Origin of the sequence: Paenibacillus tuaregi (genome assembly GCF_900086655.1) — a bacterium.
Taxonomy (GTDB): domain Bacteria; phylum Bacillota; class Bacilli; order Paenibacillales; family Paenibacillaceae; genus Fontibacillus; species Fontibacillus tuaregi.
Window position 1 is genome coordinate 1,961,397 of record NZ_LT575476.1, and the last position, 24,049, is coordinate 1,985,445.

The window sequence follows — 24,049 nt, forward strand, 5'->3', positions numbered from 1 at the left end:
GCCGTTCCTGTTCACACAGGGACGGTCTTTCTGATTCTTATGGGTAGTGTCGGAATCTACCATTTGGGTATAAGATAGAGAGACAGAGCTAGTTAAGGAGGAACTGCGATGTTTGGCAATGATTGGGATGAACTGCTGGGGGATGAGTTAAAGAAGCCTTACTTCAAGGAACTGATGAGTTGGCTTGATCAGGAATATGCGGAGCATACGGTATACCCGCCAAGGGAGTTCCTGTTTCAGGCGTTAAAGCTGACTTCCTATGCGGACACTAAGGTGGTCATTCTTGGACAAGACCCTTACCACGGGCCGGGTCAGGCGCATGGGCTGAGCTTCTCCGTTCTGCCTGGGATTAAGATTCCGCCTTCCCTTCGAAATATCTATAAGGAAATGTCCAGCGATCTGGGTGTGCCGGTTCCTCACAGTGGTACACTTACCCCTTGGGCGGAGCAGGGTGTGCTGCTCCTGAACAATGTGTTGACCGTACGCGCCGGACAAGCGGGCTCGCATCATGGCCGGGGCTGGGAGACATTTACGACTGCTGTGATTGAAGTGCTTAACCGGAGAGCCGAGCCTATGGTATTTATATTATGGGGAGCCCCAGCTCAGAAAAAAGGGGCGATCGTGGATAAGGAGCGGCATGAGGTGATTACCTCGGCACATCCAAGTCCGCTGGCGGCTAGACGCGGATTTTTCGGGAGCCGGCCTTTCAGCAGAGCAAATGATTTCCTCTCAAGGCATGGACAGACTCCAATTAAGTGGGAGAGCCTGTAGCAGGATTTTGACCACAAATATGGAATGATCTAAATAACGGATATTTATAATGAATAGAAAGGGGGAACTGCGCTTGCGTTATGAAGACTGGATCGGACAGGAAGTCATTGTTTATTGTGAGAATCAGGATGATATTTATACCGGGATCATTGAAAGCTGGGATGCGGCGGCGAATAAGCTGATCCTTGGGCCAAGGCCGATCGCGGTGCCGTTGGATGACATTATTAAGATTCAGCCTGGCAGCCGGAACCGAAGGTATGCGAGAAAGGTCATGAAAACCAAGACAGACCGGGCAGTCCCTCATTCCGTTGGTTATGTAATGAAGAACCAGGTACAGTTCGACAATGCGATTTACTTTAAGTCACCAGTCACAGTATGGAGTGGCAATAATCTGTTACATTTCCGAACCGCAATTCACCATCATAATGATCATGAAGTGATTCTTGTGAGCGGGGAAAGATTAGACAAGCATAAACATCTGTTCGTAGTAAGATCCATTCGAGGCTGAATGGGTCTTTGTGTTTATTTTTGACCAATTTCCGAAAAAAGGTAACAAATTACGAGATAACTGTCGATAAATTAGGGGAGGACTGGTAAAATTTACACAGATCAGATAACCAAAGGAGAGAAATGAATGATTGGGAACAGGAAAATGACCAAGTGGTTTCTTGTTATGCTGCTTGTGGCAGTGGTTTTTCCGGCGAACGTCTTTGCAGCCTCCGGCGATGTAACTTCCATCGAATTTGAGAATCCGGCCGCAGTACATCTGTATGTAGCTGAAACCACCCAGCAGCTTAAGGTGCTGGCTAAGATTGAGGGCTTGACGGACAAGAAGGATGTAACCAGCGATAGCACTTGGGTATCCTCTGATCCATCGGTGATTAAAGTGGAAAAAGGCCTTCTGACTCCGCTCAAGAGCGGTAAGGTAACGATTACGGCCAAGTATAAGGGCTTTAATCTTACATTAAGCGCGGATTCCGCATACCTGTTCAAAGAGCTGAAGCTTGATCAGAGTGGAACAGTGCAGTATAAGCTGGGTGACGAGAACCTGAGCGTCAAGGCGCTGGCTGTCGATAACGACGGTTCTACCAATGATGTTAGCGCCAATGCCGATTGGACATCTTCCAGCACCTCCGTCGTTACGGTGGCGGGCGGCAAGCTGACTCTGGTCGGCAAGGGATCATCCACAATTACGGCAAAATACAAAGGGTTAACCGCCTCTTACAAAGTAAACGTGGTTTCCCCATACTCAGAGCTTAAATTGGTTCCTGAGCAGAGCTTGCCCGATGGCGACATTGAAATGCTCGTAGGGGACAAAGAGCTTCAATTGAATGCCGTAGCTCAGCTGAGCGAGGGCGGCACCAAGCAAACTGTCTCCGATCAGGCGGATTGGAAATCGTCTGCCCCGTCTGTGGTCTCGGTAGACAAAGGAAAAATCAAAGCGTTAGCTACAGGTAAAGCTACGATTACAGCTTCGTACCGCGGCGTTACCGCTGAGGTTACCGTGCTGGTACGTACAGAATTTGAGGCACTTATTGTAAATCCGTCCAATGACCAAACGCTGTTCCTCAGCGATTCACCAGTTCAAGTTGAAGCATCAGTTCGTAATAATGTGGATACTCCACGTGAAATTGTAACCGACAAGGCGGAGTGGGTATCTTCCAACGCTCTTGCGGTAACTGTCAAGAATGGTCTCATCACGCCTAGACAGGTGGGGACATCAACGGTCAAAGTGACGTATAAGGGGCTTAGTCGTGAGATCAAAGTCACCGTATTCCCTACAATTACAAAGATTGTCACAGAGAAGACCAGCCTCGATATGTTCAAGGGCGAAAGCATACCTGTTCCAAAAGTAACGGCAACTACCCTTGACGAGAAGAAGCAGGATTTTACCTCCAATGTGGAGTGGACTTCCAGTGACAGTAATACGATAGTGGTCGAGAACGGCAAGTTTGTGTCCAAGGGTACAGGCAAGGTTACTCTGACGGGCAAGCTTGGACAAGCTGCTCCGCTTGTAGTTGAGGTTGTAGTTCAAGAGAAGGTGCTTGTGCTTCTTCCTGAGAAAGAGAATTTTAGTGTGGTTATAGGCAAAGAGCTGCCGCTTACCAAAGTCACCGCGGTTCGTGTCAATGGTGATGAGGAGGATGTAACCGACAAGATCGAATGGAGCCTGACAGGAGCCAATGCTGTAATTAAGGGAGGCAAGATCAAAGGTCTGGTGAAAGGGAATGCAACTTTGAAGGGGACTTATTTGAATCAGAGTCTCAAGCTTCCGGTTGCTGTAGAGCCCCAAATTACGAAGATTGTTGTAGAGCCCCAGTCGTTAGAGCTGAACCTTAAGAGAAGCAAATCGATTAAGGTAACAGGCTTCTACACCAACGGAACGAAGATCAATCTTTCCAGTAAAATGGACTGGGTATCCTCGAATCCAGAAGTTGCGACGGTGTCAGGAGCAACGGTAAAGTCACTGGCTGAAGGAACAGCTACCTTGAACGGGTCCTACCAGGGGATCGCAGCTAAGGTTGATATAAGAGTCGTACCGAAGCTGATGAAGCTGACTGTAGACGAGAAGAGATACGTGCTCGCACCGGGTGCTGTCAAAACGGTTGACTTAGTAGCTGAATATGATACAGGCAAAACTACTTCCGTTACAGGCAGTGCCGTATGGACAAGCTCCAAGCCTTCGGTTGCCAAGGTGAGTGCAGGCAGGATTGAAGCGGTTGCCAAAGGAACCGCAACGATCAAGGCCAAGTATGACAACAAGATTGTGACTATCTCGATTTCGGTAAAATAAAGCTTGATCTCCCAATGGGGTTAGTCTCAAGTCCCTTGCTCAGTGCAAGGGGCTTTTTCTTGTTCAATAACCGATTGTTTAAATCGGATTAATCGGGTATAGTTTAAAGTAAGATATTTGCAAAGGAGGACCTGCCTTGAAAGAAATACCGGAATCCTATGTCAAAGCCAACCAAACTGGAATTGTACTGTTTGTTATTGCTGCCTCTCTATTTAGACAGCCATATCTGCTCGTAGGCTTGTGGCTGGTTCAGGTCATGGGTCTGCTAATCGGCCGGAATTTGTTTGTGATTGTGGCTAAGCCCTTTCTGAAGGTTCACCCGGATAAGACCCAGGCTGCAGAGCTGCAGCGGTTTAACAACACGCTGGCGGTTGTATTCTTAAGCCTCTCTCTAGCAGCTTTCCTGGTTGGATGGGCATGGGCGGGTTACCTCTTTTCCTGGTTATTATTCGCAGCTGCATTGGCTGCCTTAAGCGGTTACTGTATCGGCTGCACGTTATATTTTCAATTGAAGCAATTAAAGGCTAGATGGCGCCGGGCTTAAGCGCAGATTATATAAGTTGAACGATTGATTTGAAGGCCCAGCTATGTAAATTGGACTTAAGAATTACGAAAAGGCAAGCGTCAGCCTTGCTATTTCCCTGCAGACTCCTACGGTTCAGGCCGCCTCGAGGATTGAATAAGTGCAGATTATGGAATATAATTGGAACAAATGTTCTTAATGTAAAGGAATGCATCTATGATCAGACTTATTCGTTTGTGCAAATCACATCTCTTCGGGGTTGTGAGCCTAATTCTCTGCCTTGCTTTGTTGGCAGGGTGTTCATCAAGAGGAAGCCTGCCGGTGTCTCATGACTCCACAGAGGGAAGTGGCAAGCTCCGCGTCATATTCATTGATGTGGGGCAGGGTGCTTCCCAGCTTCTGATCAGCCCATCGGGGAAGACCCTGCTGATTGACGCCGGGAACAACGACAAGGAGCAGGTGATGCTGGATGCGCTGAAATCGTATGGGATCAGCCGTCTTGACATTGTCATTGGCACCCACCCGGATGCGGATCATATTGGCGGGCTGGACAAGGTCATTGACCAGCATGAGGTTGGGAGAATTTATATGCCTAAGGTAAGCTCCACAACCAAAACCTTCGAATCGGTGCTTCGCTCTATTCAGCGTAAAGGTCTCAAGGTATCCACAGCCAAAGCAGGCCTTAATCTAGAGTGGGATAATGCGGTGACTGTGAAGATGCTTGCGCCTGTCCGGACTTACGAGGATACCAACGACATGAGCGCGGTCATCAAGGTGACTTATGGGCAGCATTCCTTCTTGTTGACCGGAGATGCTGAGCGGAACAGTGAGAAGGATATGCTGGCCAGCGGCGCGGATCTCCGCTCCGATGTGCTGCTAGTTGGCCATCACGGGTCCAAATCCTCGACAAGTGCGGTTTTTCTGACCAAGGTAAATCCGAAATATGCCGTCATTCAGTCCGGGGCAGACAACAAATATGGGCATCCTACCCAAACCGTGCTTAAGCGCCTGCAGAAGCAGGGCGTCCAAGTATACCGTAACGACAAGCAGGGAACTGTTGAATTCATAACGGATGGACAGCAGTTTGAGATCAGAGCGGAGAGGTGATTTGGACATGAAGGGAATTGTTGAAGGCTTCGAGGACAATTATTGTATTATTGAAATTGAGGGAAATTCAAAGAATGTGCCTCTTAATGAAGTGAATTCTTCAGTGAAGACCTGTGATGTGGTGGAGTGGAATGGTCATGAATGGGTGACGAATCCTGAGGAGACACAGATCCGGATCAAGGAGATTAAGTCACTGATGAAGGATGTCTGGGAGGACTAGCCGGAAATTATAGGGAGAGTGTTGGAACTATGTCTTTGCAAAAACCGCTGCCGCAAGAGTATGCTTCATATTATGAGCCGTACATTCAGGCCTTGCCTGAAGGGGATATTTTAGCTTATTTAGCCTCGCAAACCGAAGAGTTTGCAGCACTCAAAAATTTGGATGATCAGAAGGGTAACTACAGATACGCTCTGGATAAATGGAGTGTGAAAGAGCTGCTGGGTCATGTCAACGATACGGAACGGATCATGAGCTACCGTTTGCTAAGAATCGCCCGCGGGGACAAGACGCCGCTTGCGGGATTTGAGGAGAATGATTATGTCATGCATGCGGGATCGGAGCGGCTGGCCTTAGATGAGCTGGTAAACGAGTTTGCGGTGGTACGTGCCTCAACGTTGGCCTTGGCAAGACAGCTGGATGATGCGGCCTGGCTTCGTACGGGCGTAGCCAATGGGTTTCCAGCGTCAGCAAGGGCTGTGCTGTATACTATTGCAGGGCATGCGGCTCATCATTTGCGCATATTGAGAGAGCGCTACGAAGTTTGAGCGTAGTCTCGCAAGTGGTCGTTGGCGGCGTGTGGTGAATAAAAGAGAAGCCGCTCTTAGAGCTCATTATACAATACAAAAGAAGCCTGCCGACCAAGTCATCTTGGTATGGCAGGCTTCTTTGATTTTGTGAGTGTGGCTTATTCGTGGGAGGCAATCGCTTCAAATTTGCCGCTGAGCTGATAAGGACCATAACCGACAGGCAGAATCAGATGATCCCCCTTATGGAGCAGATGCTTATGCCCCTCAGCCGACAATTCGCCCTCACCCGCAATAATGCTGATAATGAGGTATTTGTCAGAGGACTTGAAATCGGCGGTACCGTCAACTTCCCATTTCTGAACCGTGAAGAATTCATTTTCCACGAAAGTAGTCACTGCGGCACCTGACTGGTTAGCTACCTTGTAGTTTGTTTTCACATAAGCTTGAGGCACCGTGGTCACTTCAATGGCTTTCTCTAAATGGAGTTCCCGGGTGTTCCCCTCCGAGTCCTTCCGGTCGTAGTCGTAGACGCGGTAGGTAGTATCCGAGCTTTGCTGTGTCTCCAGGACAACGATGCCTTTACCGAGTGCATGGAGCGTTCCGCTTGGCACATAGAAGAAGTCACCGGGCTTAACCTCGACTTTGGACAACAATTGGTCCCACTTTCCCTGATGAATCCAGTCCGCAAGCTGCTCCTTGCTGTCCGCACCATGACCGTAGATAATCTCGGCACCCGGTTCGGCGTCAACAATATACCAGCATTCTGTCTTGCCAAGCTCTCCGTTCTCATGAACTCCCGCATAGGCGTCATCCGGGTGAACCTGAACGGACAGATCATCGGACGCATCTAGAATCTTAGTTAGCAGGGGGAAGACTTTGGAGCTGGAATTGAACAATTCCGGATGGCCTGCCCACAACTCTCCAAGTGAAGTGCCTTTGTAAGGACCTTCTTTAACTACACTTTGTCCGTTCGGATGGGCAGAGACAGCCCAGCACTCCCCGGTCTGATCCGAAGGGATCTCGTACCCGAACAGCTCCTTCAGCTTGGTTCCTCCCCAGATACGGTCTTTAAATACGGGCTCTAGAAAAATAGGTTGATTCATAGTAAGTAAATCTCCTTTCAGATGAATAATTTAGTATTCAGTATGGACAAGGGCGGCTGCCCCGATAAGCCCGGCATCCTGCAGAAGTGCGGCAGGCACAATCGGCGTTTTGCGTCCGATAGGATTGAGTGCATGAGCTGAGACATAGCTCTGAACAGCTTGGAACAGGGGTTCGCCGACCTGGGACACGCCGCCGCCGATGACAATTTTCTGCGGATCCAGCGTGTTGATCAAGGTGACGCAGCCAATACCGATATAGCGGAATACCTGATCAACCAGCTCTTTCATCTGCAGATCACCGGCTGCGGCAAGGTCAAAGGCTTCCTTGGAAGATACCTCGCGTCCGAGCTTCTCGCTGGCCTGCCTTGCCACCGCAGTACCTGAGGCTATGTATTCCCAGCATCCTCGCTGTCCACAGACACATTCACCGGCAGCGGGATCGATGACGAAATGGCCGACATCCCCTGCGTTTCCACTGGCCCCTGTAATCAGCTTGCCGTGCATATAGAGGCCTGCCCCGATCCCTGTACTGATGGTGATGAATACGAAATGGTCTGCATCCTGGGCGGCTCCAAGCCATTTCTCTGCCAAGCAGGCTGCTGTGGCATCGTTCTCAAGCTTGACCGGGAACGGGAACAATCTGCTCATCTCCTGAACCAGCGGAAAGTCATGCCAGCTTGGCAAATTCGGCGGAACTGTGAGCCGGCCGCTCCGGGTATCGAGCGGTCCTGGAGCGCCGATACCGACACCGCTAATAAGGGAAGTGTCAATTTGGCTTTCAGAAATGAGGGACATTGCCGAAGCGGCAATCCGCTCAACCATAACATATGGGCTCACAGCGGGATCTGTAGGAATGGAGGTTTTAGCTACGACTTCACCGGTATCGGTAATTAAGCCGATTGCAGATTTGGTTCCCCCAATGTCAATTCCAATCGCATACTTCAAGATAAGTCCTCCCTGATCTGTTTTACTTGACAAAACTTGACTTAAATTAAATAATGTAAAGTATGATTAAAGTCAGTGTATCATATTCGGAAGGGATTGCAAGAGGATGGCACGTGCCAAAAAAGTGTCCATGCAGGACATAGCGGATAAGCTGAACATATCCAAAAATGCGGTGTCACTTGCTCTTATGGACAAAAAAGGAGTAAGTGAAGAAATGCGGCACCGGATTATTCAAACAGCCAAGGAACTGGGCTACGGACCGTATGGAAAGAAACAGCCGGAGCATCCGAACCTGCTGGTTGTCGTTCCCGACCGGATTACCAGGTACGATGATAATGACCACTTTCATTTCTACCATGATATGATCTGGGGATTGGAATCGAGCATCCGAAGAAAGGGATACAATGCCATTATTGTGCGGGTTGATGAGGCTATGGAGAAGAATCTGGTCCTGCCTGGTGTGTTCGAGGATATTTCTTATGCCGGCATCATCTTATTTGGCATTATGGACAAGCCCTATGCTGAGCGGATCTGGAAGCTGGACACCCCCTTGGTCATGCTTGATTCCTATTACCGGGATCTGCCCTGTCCGGCTGTAACCTCGGCCAATATCGAGGGGGGATATGAAGCCGTACATTATCTGATACAGTGCGGTCACAGCCGGATCGGGTTCATCGGGCCTGGCAATCTGACCACGAGTCATGAAGAGCGCGGTTACGGCTTTTGGAGAGCGATGAAAAACAGCGGCCTTGCGGTTAACCCTTCCTGGTGCTTGACTGAGTCAGAGGGCTTTGAGGCCACACGGGATGAAATTGCCAGGTTTCTGGATAGGCAGGAAGCCCTGCCGTCAGCTTTCTTTTGTGGAAACGACCGGATCGCCCTGCTGCTTGGAGAGCTGCTGCAGGAACGTGGAATACAGGTTCCCGGGGATGTGTCGATTATGGGGTTCGACGACTTGAACATGTCGGAAGTGGCACAGCCGCCATTGACCACTATGCGTGTGGATAAGCAGGGGATGTGTGACTCCGCCGTAGATCTGCTGATGTCGGAGCTCAGCGGAACAAGACACGCCATCCGGTGGGGCATTCAGCCTAAGCTGATAGAGCGGCACACCGTGAGCAAACTGTAGGCAAGCAGCCGAAAACCGTATTACTGTATTTATGATCAAAAATTCCATGTCCTTTATCGGATTGTATATGTTCTCTTGGCTTGAAGCGTGTTAAGGTGTCAATGAACCTTTTAACATTCAGCCTGGTCGTTAGGCGAAGAACCCAAGATGCAGAGAGAATTCTTCATCACAACCATTTGCAATGCGCGCCAGTTCATGACGATCAATCCGCTTCCCCCCGGGGAGAAAGCCAGAATTCTGGTATGGCGGGAGTTGCTGCTCATTGTGGCATACATCGGCTTATAGAAATACACCGAATAGTCCCCTCCGGGTGCGGAGCGGGATTTATTTTTTTCATTCCAAATATAGGGGGTAAAAAAATATTAGAAACAGTAATCTATATACTGGATTAATTCCAACGAACAATATACAATACGTTTTGTGTCTTTTTCCAAGAGACGCTAGACTCAGGTAAAGGAAGTTGAACATGGCAGGAAAATTTAAGCGCCTACTGATCGGAAGACCGATGAAGTCCACGGAGATTGAGGGCGAGAAACTAAGTAAGCTGAAGGCACTGGCCATCTTGTCTTCTGATGCATTATCGTCGGTAGCTTACGGAACGGAGCAGATACTCATTGTATTAATGGCGGCTGGTTTTGCTGCCTTGTGGTATTCCATTCCGATCTCCTTCGCGGTTCTTGGTCTGCTTACCATCCTGATTGTCTCCTACCGTCAGACCATCTTTGCTTATCCAGGCGGAGGCGGGGCGTATATTGTTGCCAAGGACAATCTCGGTTTATCTCCGAGCCTGCTTGCGGGAGGTTCGCTGCTGGTGGACTATATTCTAACCGTAGCGGTAAGCGCTTCGGCCGGAACCGATGCGATTACTTCGGCTTTTCCCGTGCTGCATGATCACCGAGTGCTGATTGCCCTGGTTATGATCCTGTTTCTGACCATTATGAATTTAAGAGGCGTGACGGAGTCAGCTTCCGTCCTTGCTATACCGATCTATCTGTTTGTAGTTGCAATTTATGTATTGATTATATGTGGAATTATCAATTACTTCTCTGGTGGCGCCCATGCCGCTGCGCCTGAATTTGGCAAAACCATCTCAAATGTCAGCTTGTTCCTGCTGCTAAAGGCGTTCAGCTCGGGATGTTCAGCATTAACCGGGGTTGAAGCCATGTCCAACGCTATACCCAACTTTCGGAAACCCGCAGAGAAGAACGCAGCAGCCACACTCATGATGATGGGAATTCTGCTTGCGGGAATGTTCATTGGAATCAGCCTGCTGGCTTATTGGTATGGCATCAAACCAGCCGCAGAGGAGACGGTTGTATCCCAGATTGCAGAGACTACCTTTGGACGAGGGACCTTATACTATGTAATTCAGGGTGTTACAGCCGTAATTTTGATCCTGGCGGCCAACACTGCTTATTCGGCTTTTCCCCTGCTGGCATTTATGCTGGCGAAGGACAAATACATGCCCCATGCCTTCATGGTCAGAGGAGACCGTCTTGGTTTCTCGAACGGGATTATTTTCCTAAGTATACTGTCTGCCATCCTGATTATGGTATTCCAAGGGGACACAGAGAATCTGATTCCACTGTATGCGGTAGGCGTGTTTATCCCCTTCACCTTGTCCCAACTGGGTATGATGCTCAGATGGATCAAGCTTAAGCCCAAGGGCTGGGTGGTTAAGCTGTTAATCAATACCATCGGGATGCTGACGACGCTGTCGATCACACTGATCTTTATATTTACTAAGTTCAGTCAGATCTGGGTCATCTTTATCTTCCTGCCTTTGGTTGTATATATCTTCATGAGAATTAAGCTGCATTACGCCAACACGGCGGACCAGCTTCGCATTGACCTGTTCAATGAGAAGCCGATCGCTAAAGGGAACACCGTGATTATCCCGATAGCCGGGGTGACTAGGGTGGTGCTTAACACCGTAAGTTATGCAAAGACGCTCTCGGACAATGTGGTTGCCGTCTATGTCGGTTTTGATGACGAGTCGGTCCGGAAGATTGAACAGCGGTGGAATGAGTGGAATCCCGGCGTCCGTCTGATTATTCTAAAATCCCGTTACCGGAGCATACTTGGCCCTCTCCGGAAATTTATCGATACTGTGGAATGGAAGAAAGCGGAGAGTGATCATATTACAGTTCTTATTCCGCAGTTCATTACTAAGCATTGGTGGCAGAATCTGCTGCATAATCAGTCCAGCCTGATGATAAGAGCCTATCTTATTAACCGCAAAAATGTCGTGGTAGCAACCGTGCCATATCATATGGACCGTTAGGCTTAGGCGATTACCACATCTGATCCTCCTCCAATAATCACAGTTCTGTAGGCGACGTAAACCCCGATTATGGCGGCTGCAAGGACCAGAATTGCCGCGACCAGAGACCAGAAATCAAGCACATGGGTTTCTGAGCGGGTGTTTCTTCTTTGGGCTACAGCCGATTCCGTGCTGGTAGGCGGCTGCTGCTTGATACGGACCGGTTTCATATTGACCGACCTCCTTTATTAAATCAGGATAACCCCATAACGTACTGTATGATTCTAGGAACTGGGAGGTTCGGGCAGTTGGGGGAAAATAGAATTGGCTATAGAGTGCATAGCCGTATATAGAGCGCCTTGGGGGCGCTTTTTTTGTTGGTTAAAAAGCACAGTTAAACTGCTAGAAATACCGCCCATTTCATAGGTTAGCCGGTTCATTCGCGGCAAATTAGAATTATTAGGGGAACAGATTTCTGACGTACTGAACTGATCTGATCTGATTAAACCAACAAACTGCGAGCAGTAGAAACCTAAAGGACATTTTACCCTTATACTTTTACCCGTAAAATCGTTTATTTAACTTATAATTTTAAATAATGCGTTTTATTTATTGAAATTAGTTTATATATGACGTATTATATCTTCATTAAATGATCTCTAATAGGAGGAGGACTTCAACACCAACATAATTGAAAAGCGAGGGATCTATATCGAACTGACATCCCGTCAACTGGAAATTATTGATATTGTCAAGAAACACGCACCAATTACCGGGGAGCAGATCGCCGAAATGCTTAATTTAACCCGTCCGACGATTCGTTCCGACCTGTCGATCCTGGTGATGCTGGATTATATCGATGCAAAGCCAAAAGTCGGTTATTTCCTGGGAAAAAGGGGAGCCGCGGAACGCGAGAACAAAGTCCGCCTGCTGGATATGAAGGTAGGGGACCTGCATGGGGTCCCGGTTATTGTGCGTGAGACGACGACCATTCACGATGCGGTGGTAGCGTTGTTCCTGGAGAATGTCGGGAACCTGATTGTAACCGATGAAGAAGGGAAGCTTGCGGGTATTGTCTCCCGTAAGGATCTGCTGAAAGTGACTTTGGGGAATGCGGCAGCATCCTCGATGCCTGTAAGCCTAATTATGACCAGACTTCCTCAAGTGGTGACGATTTCACCCGAGGATTCTGTTCTCGAAGCGGCACAGAAGATTATTTCCTACCAAATTGACAGCCTGCCCGTCGTTGTTCCTGCACCGTCTGGTAAACCAGGCGAGTGGAACGTAGTCGGGCGAATAACCAAGACAAATATTATAAAAATGCTGCTGGATACAGTAGCAGAGGAATAGTGGGAGGAATGGGATGAATCATGCTGCGGCTCATTTCATAGCAATCTGTTCGGATTCGGTTGGGGAGACCGCTGAGGCGGTCGTACAGGCGACTCTCCGGCAGTTCGAACTGCCATCGGCAGAGATTAAGCGGTTCATGAATGTTCGTCATGAGGATGAACTCAGCCAGCTGATGGAGGAGGTGGCGGCCAGAGGTGGTTTTGTGGTCTACACACTCGTACAGCCTGAACTGAGAGAGGTCATTAAAGAAGAGGCTGTTCGACTTAATGTACGTGCTGTAGATATCATGGGCCCAATGATGCAGGCGTTCATTGATACGTTTAACGATTCGCCTAAGCGGACTCCAGGGCTGCTGCACCGGGTGGATGAGGACTATTTCCGCCGGGTGGAGGCGGTGGAATTCGCAGTGAAGAATGACGACGGCAAGGACGTCAGTGCGCTGCTGAAGGCGGATATCATTCTGCTTGGCGTATCGCGGATATCGAAGACTCCGCTGTCTATTTTTCTGGCCCATAAAGGGAAGAAGGTTGTTAATTACCCGGTAGTACCGGAAATGCTTCCGCCAGCTCAGCTGAAGGAGGTCACTACCGGTAAAATCTTCGGTTTAACGATAGAAGCCGAACACTTGGTGAAGATACGCGCAGAACGGCTTAAGGCCATGGGACTTCCGGATGGTGTGCGGTATGCCTCTCTTGAGAGAGTGGAGGAGGAATTGCAGTATGCGCAGTCCTTGTTCAATTCGCTGGGCTGCCCCGTTATTGATGTGACCGACAAGGCGATTGAGGAGACAGCGGGCTTGATTATGAAGTTTCTATAATTACTATAACTTGAGTGGAGGGAACAGTATGGAACGTCATTTAGCTATGGAATTGGTACGAATTACAGAATCCGCAGCACTAGAATCTGCAAGATGGACGGGCAGAGGGGATAAGAACAGCGCGGATGACGCGGCAACAAGAGCAATACGCAGCAAGTTCGATTCTGTGGCTCTGGACGGTACTGTTGTCATTGGCGAGGGCGAGATGGATGAGGCCCCTATGCTGTATATCGGAGAAAAAGTTGGCAATGGCCGAGGACCGCGGATGGACGTCGCTGTTGACCCGCTGGAGGGAACCGAGACCGTGGCGAACGGGCTTGATAACGCCATCTCGGTCATTGCTGCCGCACCGCAGGGAAATCTGCTGCACGCGCCGGACATCTACATGCAGAAGCTGGCTGTGGGTCCAAAGCTCGCGGGACAGCTCTCCCTGGACGATCCGATTGAGACCACACTACATAAGGCTTCGCGGATTCTGGGAAGGTCTTTGCCGGAAATGACGGTATCCATTCTGAACCGGGAACGTCATCGTGACTTGATAGCGGCGCTTAGGCAGTCCGGGGTGCGGATTAAGCTGCTTAGCCATGGAGATGTGATGGGGGCGATCGAAACGGCCATGGACAATGAAGTGGATATGTATGTTGGCTCGGGCGGCGCACCGGAAGGCGTCCTGGCGGCAGCGGCACTCAAATGCCTTGGTGGGGAGATGCAGGGGCGACTGCTGCCTGAACAAGAAGAGGATCATCTTCGCTGCAAACGCATGGGAATGGATGATCCAGGGAAACTCTTAACCATGGAAGATATGGTTGGGAGCGGCAGCGTCATCTTTGTGGCTACGGGTGTGACTTCAGGAGACTTTCTGAACGGGGTGCGCTACCTTCCCGGGGATAAAGCTGAGACCCACTCTGTAGTTATGCATTCTGTTACTTCTACGATCAGCTATCTGCGGACAATCCATCATGATCCAAAACAGATAAGTACGCTTCAGGCAGCCGTGATTTAAAATTTAGATAATCGTCTTCACAGGTGGTTTATTGTCTCAGCCGGGTGCCATGAATCATTCTAGGAAACTGCGGATTCTGCGAATTTGCTGTCAGTCACGTTTATTTCCATCAGCCCATTCATATAGTACAATATGAGTTGGAAGAAAACGTAAAAGTGCTACAGGGATAAGGAGATGATCAGGAACATGAAAACCGTATGTGTCTTTGCCGGCTCCAACCCGGGCGTCAAGCCTGAATATCGGACTCAGGCCATTCAGTTGGGGAGTGTACTTGCAGACCGGGATATTCGGCTAGTGTACGGCGGTTCCCGGCTGGGTCTCATGGGAGAAGTGGCGAATGAGGTTCTGCTGCGTGGGGGTCATGTCATTGGAGTGATGCCGAGCGGGCTGTTCAGGGGAGAGATTGTCCATAGAGAGCTTTCCGAGCTGATTGAAGTAGAGAGCATGCATGAGCGGAAGGCGAAGATGGGCGAGACTGCTGACGGGTTCATAGCGCTGCCCGGGGGTCTTGGAACGTTCGAGGAACTGTTCGAGGTGCTGTGTTGGGCACAGATTGGTATTCATGCCAAGCCTATAGGGCTCTTAAATATTAACGGTTATTACGATCCGCTTATTGAACTAATCAAACATAGTGTGAAGGAAGGCTTCTCGAATGAGTCACATTTAAGTCTCATCCGGATTTCTGATGATCCTGAAGCGCTTCTGGACCAAATGAGCGAGTATCAGCCTCAGGAGCTGGGATCTAAGTGGACTCAATTGATTAGTGAATAAGCTTTAAAATCAAATTCAGCCTTCAGGTCTCTATCGGCCTGAAGGCTGAATCGCGTTTTCTTATTTTGTTATGCCAGAAGACTTATAACAAGCAGTTCGTACAGCACTAAAGGCAGAATCGTGTTGTTGTAATAAAAGCTTCCAGGTCCCCCTGGGAAGCCGAGAAACCGGTTATCCCCCGGCACTGCAATGCTCAAATAAAGAAAAGTTTCATCGGTATTTACGATAATTCCTTCATGCGAGCTTCCGTCCATCATAACGACTTTTACGGGACGGTGCAGGTGAGAATGGCAAATCTGGCGAATGTTATCCTTCACATATTTCAATTGCTGAGCCATGCTCGGGTGAGCTTGATAGACCACTTGATTGTCTCTGCTTAGGTATTGCGTCATTTGTAAATGACCTCCTTATTTGTAGGCGTTTATCCATATTTCACTATATACAACCGCCTACAAGAAGGTTCCTTGGCTTACTGCTTTTCCACCAGCGTCTGTGCAGGTATGGTGCTCACATGAGTATTCTTGGTGCGGCTGCGAAGGGAAGGCAGGATGAAGCGGTCAAATCCGATCTTGGCCGCATTGGCGCCGGCCACCAGAATGAGCACTTCCAGAATCAGCATCTGCGCGTTGGTGCTGACCGTTCCGGAGAAGAGATAGGCCGTATTCATAACCGCACCCATCAATGCCGCGAAGGTAGTAAAAGTGCCTAGAATCAAACCCAGACCGACAAGGAATTCACCGAAGGGCACCAGAATGTTTATAAAGCCTACACCTGGAAGAGCTCCATGCTGAAGAAAGGCCGACCACCATCCCTGAACCGCTGGATGCTCACCGGTGCTTTTACTGATAGCCCCTTTCAAAAATCCAGATGCGTCAAAACCTCCGCTAATCTTGCCGTAACCTGCCGTCACCCACTGATAACCGAGATAAATGCGAATTATGGTGAGACACCACATAGCGGCCGCATTGGACCTGAGCCATTCAATAAACATTAATTTCCTCCTTCATCGAATTTAAATGTTGTTGTTTCCCATTGTTACACTTGGCGGTTTTATCAATCCTCTCTAAGCTTATTGGATTAGGGTATGAACTCATTATAGATGGTAATTTTTATCAAATATATAAGATATAAGTATCAGTTATGGGACCTGCAGACTTATTAATTATTGATATAACTTCTCGTTCTTTGGGAGCAATGTTTTACTTAAAAAGACTGTGGGGTAATACTCTGTAAGTAACCGGGGAGGTAGCGAAAATGGCAAAATTGCTAATAGGAATATTCTCGACCACACAGGATGCTTCCATCGTCATCGACGAATTGTATAAAACGGGATACTCCGATAAAGAGGTATCCGTACTGTCCCGAAAGCTTAAGCAAATGAATAAAATAAGCGAGAGTACGGGGATAGGGAAGCCGATGACCGGCAACGCGGGCAACAGCGTATTTGGCATGCTAAAGAATATGGTTGCCAACATTGAGGATGATCCTAAAGAGGTTGTGGCAGCAGGGCCTGCAGCGCGGAAGATGGCTGGGACCGAGATTGGAAAAGGGACAGATGATTTCATCGTGCCTCTGATGAGCGCGGGAGTTCCCAAGGAGGATGCACAGCAGTATGAAGCCCATCTGCTTAAAGGACATGTTCTTGTTATGGTGGAGTGCGAGCCGCATGAAGCGGACAGGGTTGCTAATATTTTTAAAGCTCATCATGTGGTAGAAATCGAGTAGAAATGGTAGATTTATAGAAGTCTAGCATCCTAGACTTAAATCTCGGGCAGAAGCATTCTATTTATACTTTATTACAGGAGTTGTCAGATGAAACAAGTTAAGGCGTTTGTTGACGGGGAAGAGATCATAGGCTTCTATTTGCTCAAATCAGCTAGTATCAAACAAACCAACGGGACGGTCCCCAAGGATTACCTTGATCTGATCTTGGCTGATCCCACAGGTGAGATTACCGCGAAGCTGTGGGATGCTTCAGTGACAGACAAAGAGACATTTTTTGCCCCTATGCTGGTTAAGGTGAAGGGTCTTGTACATACGTACAGGGATAAGCTGCAGTTCAAGGTTATGCAAATGCGTCCGGCCGCGCCGGATGACGGGCATCATATTACCGATTTTATCCGTTCAGCGCCCGTTCCTCCGAATGATCTGCTCTATACGATCACCTGTGCCGCAGCCAGTATTCAGGATGAAGAACTGCGCTCTATTGTGGATCATTGCATCCGCAAAGTAGGGGATAAGCTGCTTCATTATCCCGCGGCGAAGGGAATGCACCACAATTTCTATGCCGGGCTTGCTTATCATATGGTCCGCATGCTAGAGCTGGCGGAATTTCTCGTTGTTCAGCGTCCGTTCCTAAACCGGGATCTGCTGATTGCAGGGATTATCCTCCACGACATTGCCAAGACAGAGGAACTCACGGCAGAGCTTGGCATTGTCTCGGAGTACAGCTTTACGGGCAAGCTGATCGGACATATTTCCCTCGCCGTGAACTGGATCATTGAAGCTGCGCTCTTGAAAGGAATGGACACGGGCTCTGAGAAGCTGGTGATGCTGCAGCATTTAATTCTATCCCATCATAATCTCGGGGAGTGGGGAAGCCCTGTGCAGCCGCAGCTGCCTGAAGCGATTGCGCTCCATCTGATTGACCAGCTTGATGCCAAGATGCAGGCTGCTGAGGATGCGCTGGATACGATGGCTGAGGCGGGAGGTTGGACCCCTCCGATCAGGGCCCTGGAGAATAAGCCACTATACCGTCGCAAGGACAGCTAACTATGGAGGCTCTCGCTTGCCGATAATCTTCTGAAGAGCATGGAGTAGGCGAAAATAGTAAAGCGCCAGTCCAGGGGGGATCCTTGGACTGGCGCTTTTAGCTTGCTTTTTTGCAAAAGCCGTTCACTCTGCTTCAAGATTACTTTCTTATGAGACGACCTCTTGTTTTATGTGTGCGCCTTCATAAATCTACACGAGCTGTGTATCGTCGTTGTTGTCGTTGGTTTTCTTTCTGCTTGGGGACTTGTCTGAATTTCCCTCCAGATTATCCATAATGGCACCAACCACATCCTCAAGACCGTCTGTGGGGGCTGGCCGGTTTGGATCGACGTCAGGCACTTCGTCAAAACCTGGCTTTCGGTTCTCATTCGTCTGGTTCATGACCCGTGTCATCTCCTTCCTATAGATTCCCTTATAGAATCTTCCGGATACAACCGGTATATGTAAGGATAACCCGATCATCTAGAATTGAATCGTCTTTTAACGCAGGTTCACATCGGAATAGCTTGACCGAATCTGGAGGATGGCCGGAAGTTGGTCCATGAACACATCAACCACGCGGGGATCGAAATGTTTGCCGCGTTCAGACTCGATATACTTAAGAATATCCTCAAGTGGCCAAGCCTCCTTGTAAATCCGGTGGCTGCCCAGCGCATCGAACACGTCTGCTATTGCAGTAATTCGCCCATAAATGTGGATCTGTTCCCCCTGAAGACCTCTAGGATAACCGGTACCATCCCACTTCTCATGGTGCTGGTAGGCCACAATAGCCGCCGCCTGCAGAATAGGGCGGGAAGACTTCCGGAGCAGGTTGTAGCCAATCTCAGCGTGCGTCTTCATAATCTCATACTCTTCTTCAGTCAGCTTGCCAGGATTGTTGAGAATATCATCGGGAATGGCAACCTTGCCGATATCATGCATAGGAGAAGCCATACGCAGTATTTCAGAATCATGAAAAGATAGGCCAAGCCCGCGGGCAATGACGCTGGAATACTCGGCCACACGCTTAACGTGATTTCCGGTTTCTTTGGAACGGCTTTCTCCAATTTCGCCCATCGTAAATATAATTTCTTTCTGCGTTTCCTCAATTTCGTGGCTCAACAGCGCAGACTCAAGACATTTACCTGAATAAGAAGCTGCGAGGGTCAGATATTCTAAATCCTGCTTGGTGAAAGCTCCGTCATTAGAGTTTTTGTTGACCGCCTGGAAGCAGCCCATGATCTTCCCGTCATTGCTGCGAAACGGTATAACGATCAACGCTTTGGTTGTGTAACCGGTTAACAGATCGGTACGCAGCGCCCCTGTTGAGAGTACCTCCTTATACTGTTCATTTGTGTAGGCATCGTTAATGAAAACCGACTCGCCTGTGGAGATAGAATGGCCGACTAATCCGGCATTCAGGGGGATTCTCAATTCACCGACTTCATGGGCCACCCGGGTCCATAACTCTTCATGAACGCGGTCAATCAGCCAGACTGTACAGCGGTCCGCATCAATCATGTCCCGGCCCATATCGGCCATGAGAGTGAGCACCGTATCCAAGTTGCGCTCATTGGTAATTCTGGTTGTATATTCAAAGATGATCTTAAGCAGATGTTCAGGTTTCATATTCACCATATCTCCTCTGTATTTCTCTACTTAAGTACATTTCCCCGCCCAAGTGGGAAGTTCCTCCTAAAATCACAAAAAAAGCCCCTTTATCAGGGGCTTTGGTTGGATTTTTATTTAGGTCCTTCGGTCAGTCTTTCTTCAATCCGCTGTTCGATCTTCTTAAGAATGCCCATAAATTCGGTCCGTTCCTCAGACGATAGGACCCCGAGCAGATCGGCCGCATAGTAATTGCGAAAATCAATAATTTTCTTAGCCAGGCATTTTCCTTCCTCGCTAAGGGATAACCACACAATCCTGCGGTCGTCGTTGCTTCTTACCCGGATAACATAACCCTCGGATTCGAGCTGGTTCAGCATAATAGTAGTAGCCCCCGAGGAAAGGTTAAGCTGTCTTGAAATATTAACCACCATAGACCGCTCTTCACGGTAAATAATCATCAGCATGCGCGCCTTGGTATTATTGAGCCGGTCATCTCTTTTCTTATATTGCTGGTCGTACAGCTTGTTCCTATAGCGGTATAAGGTCTCCATGAAATGTTCCATTGTCTCCACTTCTTTAATAACCATCTTGCCGGATTCCATATTCTTGATTGCCCCCTGTCAAACTGCCTACCTTCTATACGTAACAGCTTATGCAATGTTTCATGATTTTTTTGAAAATAAGGATTGTGCATTCACTCATTCTATGCTAAAGTATCTTTATTTCCAAATTACTTTATTGTAAAGTAATTATAACACAAATTTTTGGAGGGAGTTCGAGAGAATTATGAAAGGTCGTCTTATTTTAACCAATATTATAGGGATCGTGGTGCTTGCCGCGTTAATTATGGGTGGTGCTTATTTCTATTATCAAAGTGTTACCTACATCAAAACCGAGGATGCCCGTGTAGCTGCCGATATCGTTCCTGTATCTGCTCCGGCCACCGGTGTGATATCCGGATGGAATCAGAAAGAGGGTTCTGTCGTTAGTGAAAAAGCAACGCTTGGTCAAGTTGCCAGCGGTACTACCAATGTCAATGTCACGGCTCCAATGGGAGGAACCTTGATTAAGAATCAGGCTCGCAACGGTCAGCTTGTTCAAGCAGGTACTCCACTTGGCCAAATTGTGGATATGAAGAATCTCTATGTTGTTGCGAATGTGGATGAAGACCAAATTAAAGACATCGACGTAGGTTCCAAAGTGGATGTCGTTGTAGACGGCGATCCAGGTACCAAAATCCAAGGGAGTGTGGAACAGATCGGTTATGCCACCAACTCCGTATTCTCGCTTATGCCAACCAGCAATACTAGCGGCAGCTACACCAAAGTCACTCAAAAAGTGCAAATCAAAGTGTCGATCAGTAACTATTCCAAAAATGTACTGCCTGGGATGAACGCTGAAATCGTCATTACTAAGAAATAGGGAACCATTCGCAGAGGCATTTGATCTGCAGAAAGGAGATAGACGATGGCGACCAACCAACAACTAGACAAACCGGCCAGCGGCGGCTTCAGACAGCATTTGCCGCTGCTCGTTGTGCTTATGATCGGTTTGTTCTTGGCAATATTGAATCAAACCCTGCTTAATGTGGCGCTGCCACATATTACGAACGAATATGGAATCACCACCAATACAGCCCAGTGGCTGCTTACAGGCTACATGCTCGTTAATGGTGTGCTTATCCCGCTTTCCGCCTTCCTGATTGAACGGTTCGGAGTCAGACTGCTGTTTCTGGCGGCAATGTTCTGCTTCACGCTTGGAGCCTTAATCTGCGGGATTGCCGGAAGCTTCTCTATGCTGTTAATCGGACGGCTTATTCAAGCGGTCGGAGGCGGGGTACTGTCTCCTCTGGTCATGAGTGTTATCCTGTTTATTTTTCCTCCGGAAATGCGGGGGAAAGGGATGGGGATCTTTGGGCTTGCGATGATGTTCGCCCCGGCGATTGGGCCGACTCTTTCCGGGTGGGTCGTTCAGAACTATGACTGGCACCTTCTGTTCTCATCGATGATTCCGTTTGGTATTATCGTGCTCATTATTGCTTTCTTCAAAATGCGTAATATCGAGCAGCCGAAGATCATTAAACTTGACTACATGGGCACGTTGTCCTCCTTGGCCGGTGTAGGCTTGCTTCTGTACGGGCTTAGCGAAGCCGGCACCAAGGGATGGGGCGATACGGAGGTACTGACCTGCATTATCATCGGGGCAGTGCTTGTAGCCTTCTTTGTCATTTGGGAAATACGGACCGATAAGCCGCTGCTGAACATGGGCGTGTTCCGGTTCGGCATTTTCTCCCTGTCCAATGTTATTAATATTTTTGTTACTGCCAGTATGTATGCGGGGATGCTGCTGATTCCCATTTACTTACAGAACCTGCGCGGCATTACGCCGCTGGATTCAGGTCTTCTGATGCTGCCGGGGGCACTCGTTATGCTAATCATGTCCCCGATTTCGGGTATATTATTTGATAAGGTGGGACCTCGTCCGCTAGCCATTCTTGGTATGGTCATTACAACTGTGACCACGTACCAATTCACGAAGCTTACACTGGATACCTCTTACAGCTACATTCTGATCCTGTATATGATCCGTTACTTCGGCATGTCCTTCCTGATGATGCCGATTATGACGGCAGGGATGAACCAGCTGCCAAGGGATTTGAATAAGCATGGTACGGCCATGTCCAACACGCTTAGACAGGTCAGCGGTTCGATTGGTACGAGTGTTATCACAACGATCTTTACGACCCGTTCGACGTTCCACGGTGCTGCGATGACAGACCGTATGGATACAACGAATCCTACGTTTATGCAGTCCTTTGGTGAGCTGGTTAATAGGATTGCGACAGAGCTGCATATTCCGTTAGCCCAGGCTAAGACTCAGGCCGTGACCATGTTAGCAGGTCAAGTCAAAATGGAGTCCACTGTACAGGGAATTAATGACGCATTCTACTGGGCGACCATCATTTCCGTGGCGGGTCTGGTGCTCAGCTTCTTCCTTCGTGATGTAAGAAAAGATAAAGACCGTCTTGCGAAGAAAAAGCTGAAGAACGGAGAAATGCTTATGCTTCCAGCACCTAAAGAAACCCTTGCCAGTGAAAGGGGAGTTTAATTCATGAATATTTACGTTGTGTATGACTCAGAAGGCGGCCATACGAAGGCGCTTGCCCAGGCGATTGCGGATGGGGCTGCCCGTGTAAGTGGGGCTAACGTTCATCTTCATTCGGTGGATGAAGCCGACGTTTACGAGCTGGCTGGGATGGATGCCATTATCTGGGGATGTCCCGGGCACTTCGGCACCATCAGCGCAGGACTCAAGCGTTGGATTGATAAGCTGGGATACCTGTGGGCCGAAGGACGGTTGATTAATAAAATAGGCGCGGTATTCTGTACAACCGCTACCGAGCATGGGGGACTTGAGGCCACGCTGCTTAATCTCCTGACCCCAATGCTGCACCACGGGATGATCATTGCCGGACTGCCCGGCAATATCCCGGATAATGCTACTTACGGATCCTATTACGGAGTGGGCGTATCCTGTCCGATTGATAGTACTGAGGTGCTGAGTGACAAGGGAAGACAGCTGGGCCTTGCACTTGGAGAACGGGTTGCCGGATTGACTGCCCAATTTGTGAAGTAGCATAAGGAGGGGAAAGTCATGACGATCATTGTTACATGTGCGGTTATAGCTATTATTATTATTGCAGTTCTTGTTTCGATCAATATTCGCAGCGGATCGGCTGCACCCAAGCAATCTGGCGCACCAGAAGAAGCGGTAGCGAACACGGGTGTTCCAGCATCAGTCTCAGTGCCGGAGACTGGGATGGAGACGAAGACAGGGACGGAGACGGTACAGGCACCTGAGCCTGCACCTAAGGTTTCATCTGTTCATCTCGAAGAAGCTGCTCCGGCTGTACAAGATCAAGCTGTTGGCGAGCGAATAGAGCAGTCTTATGCGGATATTCCAGAGGAGACTCTCTCTGCGAAGAAGCAGGAAAGAAAGCTGGCTGAGCCTAATTCACCTTCGGCTGACGAGGACTTTCGTGCAGCGATAAGACGGCTGCAGGAATCCCCGGCGCCGAAGCCTGGAGCTTCCCAGGATGGGGAGAAGATCGCCGACGACGCTTATCGGCAGGCGCTGCGTTCTTTTATGGAAAAAGCAAAAACCGAGAAATAGAAAAAAAGTGGTGCCTACAAAGGCATCACTTTTTTTGGGTTACGCTGAATTGTTAAAGGTCCTGGTGAAAGTATCATCGGTAGTTGTGATGGATAAAGAATCAACGTTGAAGACTGAAACAGAGCGGCGAGGCTGACGAGAGGACAATAATTCTGCCAATCCGGGACGTGAGTAGATATGCTTTGCTTGGC

The 24,049-nt window shown here is 48.8% G+C and carries 28 protein-coding genes; 20 read left to right on the plus strand and 8 right to left on the minus strand.

Annotation, left to right across the window (positions count from 1 at the left end):
* The first annotated feature begins 108 nt into the window (after window positions 1-108).
* The 7 genes from BN6628_RS08975 to BN6628_RS09005 all read left to right on the plus strand — a co-directional run bounded on the left by BN6628_RS08975 (window position 109) and on the right by BN6628_RS09005 (window position 5,960).
* Window positions 109-771 (plus strand): uracil-DNA glycosylase, encoded by a 663-nt coding sequence (locus BN6628_RS08975; RefSeq protein WP_068616634.1) that lies wholly within the window; start codon window positions 109-111, stop codon window positions 769-771.
* A gap of 73 nt (window positions 772-844) precedes the next feature.
* Window positions 845-1,279, plus strand: coding sequence for a hypothetical protein (locus BN6628_RS08980; RefSeq protein ID WP_082926851.1), 435 nt, complete (start codon window positions 845-847; stop codon window positions 1,277-1,279).
* Window positions 1,280-1,405: 126 nt separating this feature from the next.
* Window positions 1,406-3,565, plus strand: a complete 2,160-nt coding sequence (locus BN6628_RS08985) for an Ig-like domain-containing protein (RefSeq protein ID WP_068616638.1) — start codon at window positions 1,406-1,408, stop codon at window positions 3,563-3,565.
* A gap of 136 nt (window positions 3,566-3,701) precedes the next feature.
* Window positions 3,702-4,109: a DUF4395 domain-containing protein gene (locus BN6628_RS08990; protein ID WP_068616640.1), complete on the plus strand. Its 408-nt coding sequence runs from the start codon at window positions 3,702-3,704 to the stop codon at window positions 4,107-4,109.
* Between the two features lie 300 nt (window positions 4,110-4,409).
* Window positions 4,410-5,195, plus strand: coding sequence for a ComEC/Rec2 family competence protein (locus BN6628_RS08995; protein ID WP_235847611.1), 786 nt, complete (start codon window positions 4,410-4,412; stop codon window positions 5,193-5,195).
* A 7-nt stretch (window positions 5,196-5,202) separates the two neighbouring features.
* Window positions 5,203-5,415, plus strand: coding sequence for a DUF3006 domain-containing protein (locus BN6628_RS09000; RefSeq protein WP_068616644.1), 213 nt, complete (start codon window positions 5,203-5,205; stop codon window positions 5,413-5,415).
* A 29-nt stretch (window positions 5,416-5,444) separates the two neighbouring features.
* Window positions 5,445-5,960, plus strand: coding sequence for a DinB family protein (locus BN6628_RS09005; RefSeq protein ID WP_068616646.1), 516 nt, complete (start codon window positions 5,445-5,447; stop codon window positions 5,958-5,960).
* A 140-nt stretch (window positions 5,961-6,100) separates the two neighbouring features.
* Here the strand turns inward: BN6628_RS09005 and manA are convergent, their stop codons facing one another.
* Together manA and BN6628_RS09015 are read right to left on the minus strand one after the other, a co-directional pair.
* Entirely contained in the window at window positions 6,101-7,045 is a 945-nt protein-coding gene (gene manA / locus BN6628_RS09010; RefSeq protein ID WP_068616648.1) for a mannose-6-phosphate isomerase, class I, read from the minus strand.
* Window positions 7,046-7,075: 30 nt separating this feature from the next.
* On the minus strand, window positions 7,076-7,990 hold the full coding sequence (locus tag BN6628_RS09015; RefSeq protein WP_068616650.1) for an ROK family protein: 915 nt from the start codon (window positions 7,988-7,990) through the stop codon (window positions 7,076-7,078).
* Window positions 7,991-8,096: 106 nt separating this feature from the next.
* Between BN6628_RS09015 and BN6628_RS09020 the strand changes: the two genes are divergently transcribed.
* From BN6628_RS09020 to BN6628_RS09030, 3 genes are all read left to right on the plus strand, one after another.
* Window positions 8,097-9,119 carry a LacI family DNA-binding transcriptional regulator gene (locus BN6628_RS09020; RefSeq protein ID WP_068616652.1) on the plus strand — a complete coding sequence of 341 codons (1,023 nt, stop codon included), beginning with the start codon at window positions 8,097-8,099 and terminating at the stop codon, window positions 9,117-9,119.
* A 147-nt stretch (window positions 9,120-9,266) separates the two neighbouring features.
* Complete coding sequence (locus BN6628_RS26295; RefSeq protein WP_162272654.1) at window positions 9,267-9,404, plus strand: hypothetical protein; 138 nt, start codon at window positions 9,267-9,269, stop codon at window positions 9,402-9,404.
* Between the two features lie 181 nt (window positions 9,405-9,585).
* Window positions 9,586-11,403 carry an APC family permease gene (locus tag BN6628_RS09030; protein WP_068616656.1) on the plus strand — a complete coding sequence of 606 codons (1,818 nt, stop codon included), beginning with the start codon at window positions 9,586-9,588 and terminating at the stop codon, window positions 11,401-11,403.
* Between the two features lie 2 nt (window positions 11,404-11,405).
* On the opposite strand, the gene BN6628_RS09035 is transcribed toward BN6628_RS09030, so the two are convergent.
* A complete protein-coding gene (locus tag BN6628_RS09035; RefSeq protein WP_068616658.1) occupies window positions 11,406-11,612 on the minus strand; it encodes a hypothetical protein in 207 nt (68 codons plus the stop codon).
* A gap of 502 nt (window positions 11,613-12,114) precedes the next feature.
* On the opposite strand from BN6628_RS09035, the gene BN6628_RS09040 reads away from it, so the two are divergent.
* The 4 genes from BN6628_RS09040 to BN6628_RS09055 all read left to right on the plus strand — a co-directional run bounded on the left by BN6628_RS09040 (window position 12,115) and on the right by BN6628_RS09055 (window position 15,323).
* Window positions 12,115-12,732 carry a helix-turn-helix transcriptional regulator gene (locus BN6628_RS09040; RefSeq protein WP_068616660.1) on the plus strand — a complete coding sequence of 206 codons (618 nt, stop codon included), beginning with the start codon at window positions 12,115-12,117 and terminating at the stop codon, window positions 12,730-12,732.
* Window positions 12,733-12,745: 13 nt separating this feature from the next.
* A complete protein-coding gene (locus tag BN6628_RS09045) occupies window positions 12,746-13,549 on the plus strand; it encodes a pyruvate, water dikinase regulatory protein (RefSeq protein ID WP_068616661.1) in 804 nt (267 codons plus the stop codon).
* A 28-nt stretch (window positions 13,550-13,577) separates the two neighbouring features.
* Window positions 13,578-14,552 (plus strand): class II fructose-bisphosphatase, encoded by a 975-nt coding sequence (glpX, locus tag BN6628_RS09050; RefSeq protein ID WP_068616663.1) that lies wholly within the window; start codon window positions 13,578-13,580, stop codon window positions 14,550-14,552.
* Window positions 14,553-14,738: 186 nt separating this feature from the next.
* Window positions 14,739-15,323, plus strand: a complete 585-nt coding sequence (locus BN6628_RS09055) for an LOG family protein (RefSeq protein WP_068616665.1) — start codon at window positions 14,739-14,741, stop codon at window positions 15,321-15,323.
* 68 nt (window positions 15,324-15,391) lie between these two features.
* On the opposite strand, the gene BN6628_RS09060 is transcribed toward BN6628_RS09055, so the two are convergent.
* Together BN6628_RS09060 and BN6628_RS09065 are read right to left on the minus strand one after the other, a co-directional pair.
* On the minus strand, window positions 15,392-15,715 hold the full coding sequence (locus BN6628_RS09060) for a hypothetical protein (RefSeq protein ID WP_068616667.1): 324 nt from the start codon (window positions 15,713-15,715) through the stop codon (window positions 15,392-15,394).
* Window positions 15,716-15,792: 77 nt separating this feature from the next.
* Window positions 15,793-16,314: a DoxX family protein gene (locus BN6628_RS09065; protein ID WP_068616668.1), complete on the minus strand. Its 522-nt coding sequence runs from the start codon at window positions 16,312-16,314 to the stop codon at window positions 15,793-15,795.
* Window positions 16,315-16,577: 263 nt separating this feature from the next.
* On the opposite strand from BN6628_RS09065, the gene BN6628_RS09070 reads away from it, so the two are divergent.
* Window positions 16,578-17,048, plus strand: coding sequence for a general stress protein (locus tag BN6628_RS09070; RefSeq protein WP_068616669.1), 471 nt, complete (start codon window positions 16,578-16,580; stop codon window positions 17,046-17,048).
* An 87-nt stretch (window positions 17,049-17,135) separates the two neighbouring features.
* Window positions 17,136-18,095: a 3'-5' exoribonuclease YhaM family protein gene (locus BN6628_RS09075; RefSeq protein ID WP_068616670.1), complete on the plus strand. Its 960-nt coding sequence runs from the start codon at window positions 17,136-17,138 to the stop codon at window positions 18,093-18,095.
* A gap of 189 nt (window positions 18,096-18,284) precedes the next feature.
* Here BN6628_RS09075 and BN6628_RS09080 read toward each other — a convergent pair whose 3' ends face one another.
* The 3 genes from BN6628_RS09080 to BN6628_RS09090 all read right to left on the minus strand — a co-directional run bounded on the left by BN6628_RS09080 (window position 18,285) and on the right by BN6628_RS09090 (window position 20,287).
* Window positions 18,285-18,476, minus strand: coding sequence for a hypothetical protein (locus BN6628_RS09080; protein WP_068616671.1), 192 nt, complete (start codon window positions 18,474-18,476; stop codon window positions 18,285-18,287).
* A 99-nt stretch (window positions 18,477-18,575) separates the two neighbouring features.
* Window positions 18,576-19,703 (minus strand): HD domain-containing phosphohydrolase, encoded by a 1,128-nt coding sequence (locus BN6628_RS09085; protein WP_235847612.1) that lies wholly within the window; start codon window positions 19,701-19,703, stop codon window positions 18,576-18,578.
* Between the two features lie 113 nt (window positions 19,704-19,816).
* Window positions 19,817-20,287, minus strand: coding sequence for a MarR family winged helix-turn-helix transcriptional regulator (locus BN6628_RS09090; protein WP_068616674.1), 471 nt, complete (start codon window positions 20,285-20,287; stop codon window positions 19,817-19,819).
* 181 nt (window positions 20,288-20,468) lie between these two features.
* Here BN6628_RS09090 and BN6628_RS09095 point away from each other — a divergent pair, with 181 nt between their 5' ends.
* From BN6628_RS09095 to BN6628_RS09110, 4 genes are read left to right on the plus strand one after another with little or no spacing between them, the layout of a single operon-like run.
* Window positions 20,469-21,107: an HlyD family secretion protein gene (locus tag BN6628_RS09095; protein WP_068616676.1), complete on the plus strand. Its 639-nt coding sequence runs from the start codon at window positions 20,469-20,471 to the stop codon at window positions 21,105-21,107.
* Between the two features lie 45 nt (window positions 21,108-21,152).
* Entirely contained in the window at window positions 21,153-22,793 is a 1,641-nt protein-coding gene (locus BN6628_RS09100) for a DHA2 family efflux MFS transporter permease subunit (RefSeq protein WP_068616678.1), read from the plus strand.
* 3 nt (window positions 22,794-22,796) lie between these two features.
* On the plus strand, window positions 22,797-23,321 hold the full coding sequence (locus tag BN6628_RS09105; RefSeq protein WP_068616680.1) for an NAD(P)H-dependent oxidoreductase: 525 nt from the start codon (window positions 22,797-22,799) through the stop codon (window positions 23,319-23,321).
* 18 nt (window positions 23,322-23,339) lie between these two features.
* Window positions 23,340-23,858 carry a hypothetical protein gene (locus BN6628_RS09110; protein ID WP_068616682.1) on the plus strand — a complete coding sequence of 173 codons (519 nt, stop codon included), beginning with the start codon at window positions 23,340-23,342 and terminating at the stop codon, window positions 23,856-23,858.
* Window positions 23,859-24,049: the final 191 nt, after the last annotated feature.

Coding starts and splice junctions, on each gene's coding strand:
- BN6628_RS09065 (WP_068616668.1), bottom strand. CDS start 16,314: ATGTTTATTGAATGGCTCAGGTCCAATGCGGCCGCTATGTGGTGTCTC.
- BN6628_RS09090 (WP_068616674.1), bottom strand. CDS start 20,287: ATGGAATCCGGCAAGATGGTTATTAAAGAAGTGGAGACAATGGAACAT.
- BN6628_RS09000 (WP_068616644.1), top strand. CDS start 5,203: ATGAAGGGAATTGTTGAAGGCTTCGAGGACAATTATTGTATTATTGAA.
- glpX (WP_068616663.1), top strand. CDS start 13,578: ATGGAACGTCATTTAGCTATGGAATTGGTACGAATTACAGAATCCGCA.
- BN6628_RS09055 (WP_068616665.1), top strand. CDS start 14,739: ATGAAAACCGTATGTGTCTTTGCCGGCTCCAACCCGGGCGTCAAGCCT.
- BN6628_RS09070 (WP_068616669.1), top strand. CDS start 16,578: ATGGCAAAATTGCTAATAGGAATATTCTCGACCACACAGGATGCTTCC.
- BN6628_RS09035 (WP_068616658.1), bottom strand. CDS start 11,612: ATGAAACCGGTCCGTATCAAGCAGCAGCCGCCTACCAGCACGGAATCG.
- BN6628_RS09030 (WP_068616656.1), top strand. CDS start 9,586: ATGGCAGGAAAATTTAAGCGCCTACTGATCGGAAGACCGATGAAGTCC.
- BN6628_RS09105 (WP_068616680.1), top strand. CDS start 22,797: ATGAATATTTACGTTGTGTATGACTCAGAAGGCGGCCATACGAAGGCG.
- BN6628_RS08985 (WP_068616638.1), top strand. CDS start 1,406: ATGATTGGGAACAGGAAAATGACCAAGTGGTTTCTTGTTATGCTGCTT.
- BN6628_RS26295 (WP_162272654.1), top strand. CDS start 9,267: ATGCAGAGAGAATTCTTCATCACAACCATTTGCAATGCGCGCCAGTTC.
- BN6628_RS09110 (WP_068616682.1), top strand. CDS start 23,340: ATGACGATCATTGTTACATGTGCGGTTATAGCTATTATTATTATTGCA.
- BN6628_RS09060 (WP_068616667.1), bottom strand. CDS start 15,715: ATGACGCAATACCTAAGCAGAGACAATCAAGTGGTCTATCAAGCTCAC.
- BN6628_RS09100 (WP_068616678.1), top strand. CDS start 21,153: ATGGCGACCAACCAACAACTAGACAAACCGGCCAGCGGCGGCTTCAGA.
- BN6628_RS09075 (WP_068616670.1), top strand. CDS start 17,136: ATGAAACAAGTTAAGGCGTTTGTTGACGGGGAAGAGATCATAGGCTTC.
- BN6628_RS09005 (WP_068616646.1), top strand. CDS start 5,445: ATGTCTTTGCAAAAACCGCTGCCGCAAGAGTATGCTTCATATTATGAG.
- manA (WP_068616648.1), bottom strand. CDS start 7,045: ATGAATCAACCTATTTTTCTAGAGCCCGTATTTAAAGACCGTATCTGG.
- BN6628_RS09020 (WP_068616652.1), top strand. CDS start 8,097: ATGGCACGTGCCAAAAAAGTGTCCATGCAGGACATAGCGGATAAGCTG.
- BN6628_RS09045 (WP_068616661.1), top strand. CDS start 12,746: ATGAATCATGCTGCGGCTCATTTCATAGCAATCTGTTCGGATTCGGTT.
- BN6628_RS09085 (WP_235847612.1), bottom strand. CDS start 19,703: ATGAAACCTGAACATCTGCTTAAGATCATCTTTGAATATACAACCAGA.
- BN6628_RS09080 (WP_068616671.1), bottom strand. CDS start 18,476: ATGAACCAGACGAATGAGAACCGAAAGCCAGGTTTTGACGAAGTGCCT.
- BN6628_RS08975 (WP_068616634.1), top strand. CDS start 109: ATGTTTGGCAATGATTGGGATGAACTGCTGGGGGATGAGTTAAAGAAG.